Annotated in this window: 1 protein-coding gene; it reads left to right on the top strand. The window is 64.4% G+C overall.

What is annotated here, in order from left to right:
* On the top strand, positions 1-253 hold a 253-nt coding region (locus ACQG3P_RS20780), incomplete at both ends, for an ATPase, T2SS/T4P/T4SS family (protein ID WP_426806110.1).

Below are 253 nucleotides of genomic sequence, written 5' to 3'. Positions count from 1 at the left end.
TCGCGAAGGGGGCATCGATACCGACAGCTGGGAAGCGGCGCTGAAGAACACCCTGCGCCAGGCGCCGGACGTGAGCATGATCGGCGAAGTGCGTACCCGCGAAGGCATGGACCATGCCATCGCGTTCGCCGACACCGGCCACCTGGTGCTGTGTACCCTGCATGCCAACAACGCCAACCAGGCGATGGACCGCAGCATCAACTTCTTCCCGGAAGACCGCCGCAGCCAGCTGCTGATGGAGCTGTCGCTGAAC

This window comes from Stenotrophomonas sp. SrG, assembly GCF_050031795.1.
Taxonomy (GTDB): Bacteria; Pseudomonadota; Gammaproteobacteria; order Xanthomonadales; family Xanthomonadaceae; genus Stenotrophomonas; species Stenotrophomonas rhizophila_A.
This window is presented reverse-complemented; position numbering and strand designations above follow the sequence as displayed.